The organism is Desulfobaculum sp. (genome assembly GCF_054921475.1).
Window position 1 is genome coordinate 1 of the sequence record NZ_JBUDSW010000199.1, and the last position, 7038, is coordinate 7038.

A 7038-nucleotide genomic window follows, 5' to 3' on the forward strand; every position below is an offset into this window, starting at 1 on the left:
GTGCCTGCTGTTGACGGTTATCCCGATCATATTCCTGCTCATCAACGCGCAGCTGAACATCCTGAAATCCTTCCCCGTGTTGATCATCGTGCCGATGATGCCCATCTTCGCCGTCCTCGGCTACAAGACCACGGCATACATCCAGCAGGTGTTCGGCAAGTTGGACGCCAAGGAAATCGAGCTCTACTCCATCCGCCTGTCCCAGACGGACAAGAGCCCGGCCGAAATGCCTCCCATGGAGGCTGGCATCGCCGCCCCGGCCACCGCTGAGCCCGCCGTCGGCGCCATGCTGAAGGACGACGCCAACATCGTCGCCCCGGCGCAGGCCGACTAAACCTCCCCCGCATCGACCCAAGCGCCCACGCGGCGCAGGCCGACGCACACCCCGGCTTGCCCCTCAAAGCCGACCGCACACCCGCCCCGGTTTCCTCTGGAAGCCGGGGCGGACTGCGTATGCAGGGCGTCGCCCCGCATGACTCCCGCTCTGCCCCTCCGCAACCATGCACGTGACAGCCCTACCGGAGGAGTATACAGCTCCGCTCCCTGTATTGGACCACAGCACGCCCTCTCCCGCGCTCTATAAGCAACGCCGCCACCCTCTGAGCCGCCGCCTTGCACTTTTCCCTTGCCATCCAACAAAGCACATGGCTATTCTTCCCGCTTGTCCTCGCAAGGAAACGGAATACGGTGAAAATCCGTAGCGGACGCGCCACTGTAACTGACATATACCTTTCGCAGTCACTGCATTCCTCACATGCGGGAAGGCTGCGGAGCACAGGGTCAGAAGCCAGGAGACGCCCTTGCAGGCAGAGCACGACAGTCTCGCGATTTGGACTGACTCGTCATGCACGCCTTGCCGCGCCCAACCGGGCGGGGTCTCTTTGTGCATTGTGTCTTCGCGCCAGTCGGTCGTTGCTCCTTGTTCATCACACATCAAAGGAGTGACCACATGCCTACCCACATTCTCGGTTTTCCCCGAATCGGAGCGAAACGAGAGCTGAAAACGGCTCTTGAAGCGTTCTGGAAGGGCGACCTCCCCGCAGAGGAGCTTGCCTCCACCGCCCAATCCCTGCGCCGCGCTCACTGGGCGCAGCAAAGAACGCTGGACATGGTCAGCGTCGGCGATTTTTCGCTGTATGACCATGTGCTCGACATGAGCTTCACCCTCGGCAACATTCCGTCCCGCGCCACCGCCTCACCGGGCAGTGAACTGGATGCCTACTTCCGCATCGCGCGCGGACGCTCCGCCGCCGACCGAAGCAAAGACGGCGTCAACGCCGGTGAAATGACCAAGTGGCTCGACACCAACTACCACTACATCGTCCCCGAGTTCACCAAGGACACCACCTTCTCCCTGAACGCGGACCGCTTGCTCGACCAGCTTGCCGAGGCTCACAAGGACGGACGCCAAGCCAAGCCCGTCATCATCGGCCCCGTCACCTACCTCTGGCTCGGCAAAGCAAAGGATGACAGTGACAAATCACAGCTGTTGCCACGGCTCTTGCCCGTCTACGAACAGCTCCTCAACGCGCTCCATAAGGCTGGCGCGCAGTGGGTTCAGATTGACGAACCCATTCTTGTCACGGAGTTGGATGCCTCGTGGCGCGCCATGCTTGAAGCCACCTACAACCGCCTTGCATCAAGCCCGGTGAAGTCCCTGCTTGCCACCTACTTCGGCACGCTTGAGGAAAATCTCGACTTTGCCCTTGGCCTCCCGACCAATGGCATCCATATCGACGCCGTGCGAGGCCGTTCGGAAGTCCCTCAGATTGTCGATGCTCTCCCCGGTGACAAGGTCCTCTCCCTTGGCGTCATCGACGGCCGCAACATCTGGAAAAGCGACCTCACCGCACTGCTTGACTGGCTGGAGCCTTTGGCGACGCAGTTGGGGGATCGCCTGTGGCTGGCGCCATCCTGCTCCCTGCTGCACGTTCCTGTTGACGTAGCCCTTGAGGACGCCATGGACGCAGAAGTCCGCAGCTGGCTTGCCTTCGCCACACAAAAGCTGGATGAACTGCGCATTCTCGACACGGCACTCACGCAAGGCCGCGACGCCGTTTCTGCCGATTTGGCCGACAACGCCCAGGCCATACACAGTCGCCAAACCTCCACAAGGGTCCACAACCCCACGGTGAAGGAGCGCATGCGGACCATTACGCCAGAGATGGGGCACCGCAACAGCCCGTACAAGGAGCGCCGAAACAGACAAAAAGACGCCCTCAACCTTCCCCTCTACCCAACGACCACTATCGGCTCCTTTCCGCAGACCAAAGACATCCGCGCCGCGCGACTGCGCTTCCGCAAAGGGGAGCTCGATACGAACGCCTACACGGAGCAGATGCGCCACCAGATCGAAACCGTCGTTGCAGAGCAGGAAAAGCTCGGGCTGGACGTACTGGTACACGGTGAACCGGAACGAAACGACATGGTGGAATACTTCGGCACGCATCTGGAGGGCTACGTCTTCAGTGCCTATGGCTGGGTGCAGTCCTACGGCTCGCGGTGCGTCAAGCCGCCCATCATCTTCGGCGATATCTCCCGGCCCGGTCCCATAACCGTGGAGTGGAGCACCTTTGCCCAGTCCCTCACGGAGAAGCCGATGAAGGGCATGCTCACAGGCCCGGTAACTCTCCTCAACTGGTCCTTTGTCCGCAACGATCAACCCCGCGCACAAACCTGCCGCCAGCTCTCCCTCGCCATGCGCGACGAAGTTCTGGATCTGGAAAAGGCGGGGATTCACGTCATCCAAATTGACGAAGCCGCCCTGCGTGAAGGCCTGCCCCTGCGGAAATCACAGTGGAGCGACTACCTCGACTGGGCCGTTGCATCCTACAGGATTACCGCCAACGGCGTGCAGGACGTCACCCAGATTCACACGCACATGTGCTACTCGGAATTCAACGACATCATTGCGGCAATTGCCGACATGGACGCAGATGTCATCACCATTGAGACGTCCCGCTCCGATATGGAGCTTCTCGATGTGTTTGACGACTTCTCCTATCCCAATGAAATAGGGCCCGGCGTCTATGACATTCACTCGCCAAACATCCCGTCTGTGGATTCCGTAGTGGACCTGATGCGCAAGGCCGCACAACGCATCCCTGCCGAAAGGCTCTGGGTCAACCCCGATTGCGGCCTTAAAACACGCGCATGGGCCGAGACTCTCGCCTCTCTTGCAAACATGGTTACAGCCGCCAAACAGCTGCGCGGCCAGTAGCACCACCACGGTCGCACCCACGCGGATGCCGCCATGCCTTGTGCGCGGCCTGTCCCCCCTGAGCAAGAGGAAACAGGCCGCGCTTTTTGTCTCACTTCCTCCCCCCTCGCATCCGCAGCCACAAGACCACAGCCCCCCATCCACACACATTGCAGCCCCACTGCCGACGCTGAACTCGCGCAAATGCCGCCATACACGGTCATGCCTCTTGAACTCTTCCCTTGCGTCATCACCGCAAAAATGAGTTTATAGAGAGTATGGAGGTGTATTCCATGCGTTGTGCTTTTGCCCTGCTTCTCACCATCGTGCTCTGTGGTGCGGCCCCAGCCGCACTGCACGCTGCCGAGCCGCTCCGCATCTACCTCGACGCCGACAGGTCAAGTGCGCAGGAATCCACAACCGCCATTGAACGCGGCATCAGCACCGCCTTGGCAGAAGTCCACAACACACTCCTTGGCCGCCCGGTGGAGGTGACCGTCCTCGACCACCGGGGCAATGCCATGCGCAGCCTTGCCAATCTCAAAACCGCCGCCGCAGACCCCAATATGCTGGCGGTGTATTGCGGCCTGCACTCTCCGCCCGTGCTGACGAACCTCCCTTTCATCAACGACAGCGGGATTCTGCTCCTCAACCCGTGGGCCGCCGCAGGGCCAATCACGCGCCCCAAAAGCGGCCCTAACTGGGTCTTCCGCCTTTCTGTAGACGACACCAAGGCCGGAAAAGTCATCATCAACCGCGCCATTGTCCAGCGCGGCTTCACCCGCCCCGCCCTGCTGCTGGAAAAAACCGGCTGGGGCTTCTCCAACGAAAAGACCATGGCCAACGCCTTGGCCACGCATGGAGCCTCACCAGCCGTCACCAAACTGTTCAACTGGGGCATCAGCGTGCCCGCCGCCAAAATCATGCTCCGCGACGTGGTCACCGCAGGGGCAGATGTCATCATCTTTGTGGGCAATGCTCCTGAAGGAATTGTCTTCTGTCAGGCAATGCTCGAGCTGTCCCCCGCGTTGCGCCGCCCCATCATCAGCCACTGGGGCATCACCGGCGGCGACTTTCCCCATGTCATCACACCGGCAATGCGCGCGCAGCTCGATATTGAATTCCTGCAAACGCGCTTCTCATTCCTCAGCATACGGGACAACCCCCTTGCGCGGCAGGTCTTCGCAAAGGCGACGGCGCTCTTTTCCGACGTTGCCACCCCGGAGGACATCACCGCGCCGACAGGCTTCGTCCATGCCTACGACCTGACGCGGCTGCTCATCGAGGCCACCAAACAGGTAGAGCTCGCAGGCAAAACACCCGAGAACATCGCCGCCATCCGCCAGCAAACCAAGCATGCCTTGGAGCACCTTCATGCTCCTGTGCAGGGCCTCATCAAAACATACACGCACCCCTTCACCCCATATTCCCCAGACGCGCCCGACGCCCACGAGGCCCTTGGCGCGCAGGACCTGACCTTCGGCCAATATGGAAGGCACAATGAAATCATCCTCATCCCCTAACGCCGACCACCCGCTTTCCACAGACGATGCGGGCCGCCCGTCGCTCTCCCGGGTGCTGACGTGGTCCATCATCGTGTTCTTTGTCCTGCAAACGCTCTCCGGTGTCGCGGTTATCGTCTTTTTCATCGGCGGCGCCATGACCGACCTGCAACACACCCACATGAAGAGCGAACTGACCGACAGAAAGCAGAATCTGGACTTCTACCTCAACAGCAGGCTGAGCCTGCTCCAGTTTCTTGCCAAGCAGCCCGCCATCATCACCGGCACCATGAATCCTACGCTCAGCAAGGCCAGCGCCATCGACACCATAGACTCCTTCTCGCTCTTGGAAGGGTCCGCCACCATTATTTTTCAGGATTTTCAGGGGAATATCATTCACAGCACCGCCCCCCTTGCAGAACATGCGCCACAGGGCGAACACTTTGCGGCCCTGATGCAGGAGGAAGCCGCATCGCACGTTGATGTCGTCACCATGGCTGGCGGCGCAGGATCCTACTGGCGGCTTGCCCTCCCCATCCGGTATCAGGGACGGCCCGAAGGCGTGCTGACAGCGCTCATCCCCATGTTCCTTGGCGAATTCACGGAATCCACCCTCGACGAAATGGCCGTCACCATCGTCTACGACGGTGTGCCGGTCTTTCAGGAAGGCAAAGCCGCACCGCCCGTCGTCGTGACAGAGGTCGACTCGTCATTCCCGGGCATCACCCTGCGGCAGGAAATAAGCAGCAGCGTCGTCAACAGACAGGTGACATACCTCGTGACCCTGCTCGCTGGCGCACTGGTTGGAGGCACTGTCCTCATCGTGGTCATCGTTCTTACCATCAGCCGCAGGGCCATCCTTGTACCGCACGAAAAACTCCAAGCACTCAGCGCAAAGCTGGAAGAAAAAGTGCAGGAACGCACCAGAGAACTGCAAGAGCGCCAAGACCAACTCACCATTGAAGTCCGCGAACGCGCCGAGGCCGAGATGATAGCGCGGGAGGGCAATCAGCTTGTTTCCGCGCTGCTCGCAGGCATTGGCGGCGCATTCTACATCATTGATCCCAAGGGACGGACCATCATCCGCTCAAACTCTATTCTGCACGGGATGTTCTCCACCACTCCGGAAGCTGTAAACGGCCAAAACTGCGCATCCGCCTTTGCAGGCCAGCCCGCCGACGCACAGCAATTCTTCTGCCCCGGCACCATCGAAACTCGCTACTGCGAGGGCGTAGGCACCCTCCCCGATGGATCCAAGTTCCCGCTGGCGCGCTACCTCGTGCCTATGGAAATTCAGGGCGAGGACCACATCGGCGTTATCCTTATGGACATAACAGAGCGCAAGAACCTTGAACGGCGGCTCAACACCGCGCAGAAGCTGGAATCCATCGGCGAACTCGCCACAGGCATCGCGCATGAAATCAACACGCCCATTCAGTTCGTCAGCGACAGCGTCCGATTCATCAAGGAAGCCTTTGAGGACATCTCCAACGTACTGGACGCGTATGACGCTCTGGCCAAAAGGTGCCGGGAAAACGGCATTGAGACGGAGCGCCTCAACGCCATAGACACCGCCGCTGACGACGCGGACCTTGAATTCCTCCGAGACGAATTCCCCAAGGCGTGCAACCGGGTTTTGGATGGCACAGAACGCGTGGCAAAAATTGTACGCTCCATGAAAAACTTCGCTCACCCCGGTGAGGGAACAAAGAAGCTGGTCGACATCAATCAGGCGCTGGAAAACACCATCATCGTAGCCAAAAACGAATGGAAATACGTCGCAGACCTCACCACAGACTTCGGCGACATCCCCCTCGTCCACTGCCTGCCGGGGGACATCAATCAAGTGTTTCTGAACATCCTCATCAACGCAGCCCACGCCATAGAAGGCGTGGTGGGCGACTCCGGCAACAAAGGCCACATTACGCTCTCCACCACCGCCGACGACGGCATGGTCACAGTCGCCATCGCCGACACAGGTAGCGGCATCCCTCAACAATTCCAAAACAAAATCTTCGACCCCTTCTTCACCACCAAAGAGGTCGGCAAAGGCACTGGCCAAGGCCTCGCCATCGCCCATGACATCATCGTGGAACGCCACAACGGCCAACTGGACTTCACCTCAACTCCAGACGAAGGCACAACCTTCTTCATCAAACTCCCCATCATTAGCACTGGGCCCGAAGCAGAGGGCGAAGAATGAAAACGGTGACAAGACGTCAGTGAGTGAGGGGGCTAAGGAAGCAACGCGGCACACCTTGGTGAGGCGAATGACTGCGTATGGTTTCATGAATGGAACTGGCGGAAAGGCCGTGCAGATGGCCTGCCGAGCCAAAA

At 59.8% G+C, this 7038-nt stretch carries 4 protein-coding genes and 1 riboswitch; all 4 genes read left to right on the top strand.

The features are described 5' to 3' along the window. On the top strand, window positions 1-334 hold a 334-nt coding region (locus ACY69P_RS12335; RefSeq protein ID WP_462327687.1), incomplete at its 5' end, for a hypothetical protein. A gap of 310 nt (window positions 335-644) precedes the next feature. Next, window positions 645-818: riboswitch (cobalamin riboswitch) on the top strand. A 131-nt stretch (window positions 819-949) separates the two neighbouring features. Further along, entirely contained in the window at window positions 950-3220 is a 2271-nt protein-coding gene (gene metE, locus ACY69P_RS12340; protein WP_462327688.1) for a 5-methyltetrahydropteroyltriglutamate--homocysteine S-methyltransferase, read from the top strand. Window positions 3221-3492: 272 nt separating this feature from the next. After that, a complete protein-coding gene (locus tag ACY69P_RS12345) occupies window positions 3493-4722 on the top strand; it encodes an ABC transporter substrate-binding protein (protein WP_462327689.1) in 1230 nt (409 codons plus the stop codon). Beyond that, window positions 4700-6904: a sensor histidine kinase gene (locus tag ACY69P_RS12350; RefSeq protein ID WP_462327690.1), complete on the top strand. Its 2205-nt coding sequence runs from the start codon at window positions 4700-4702 to the stop codon at window positions 6902-6904. Before ACY69P_RS12345 ends, ACY69P_RS12350 begins: the two co-directional genes overlap by 23 nt. The last annotated feature ends 134 nt before the right edge of the window (window positions 6905-7038 follow it).

Bases quoted from the DNA above. Each gene is read 5' to 3' on its own strand.
- ACY69P_RS12350 (WP_462327690.1), top strand. From the start codon at position 4,700: ATGAAATCATCCTCATCCCCTAACGCCGACCACCCGCTTTCCACAGAC.
- metE (WP_462327688.1), top strand. From the start codon at position 950: ATGCCTACCCACATTCTCGGTTTTCCCCGAATCGGAGCGAAACGAGAG.
- ACY69P_RS12345 (WP_462327689.1), top strand. From the start codon at position 3,493: ATGCGTTGTGCTTTTGCCCTGCTTCTCACCATCGTGCTCTGTGGTGCG.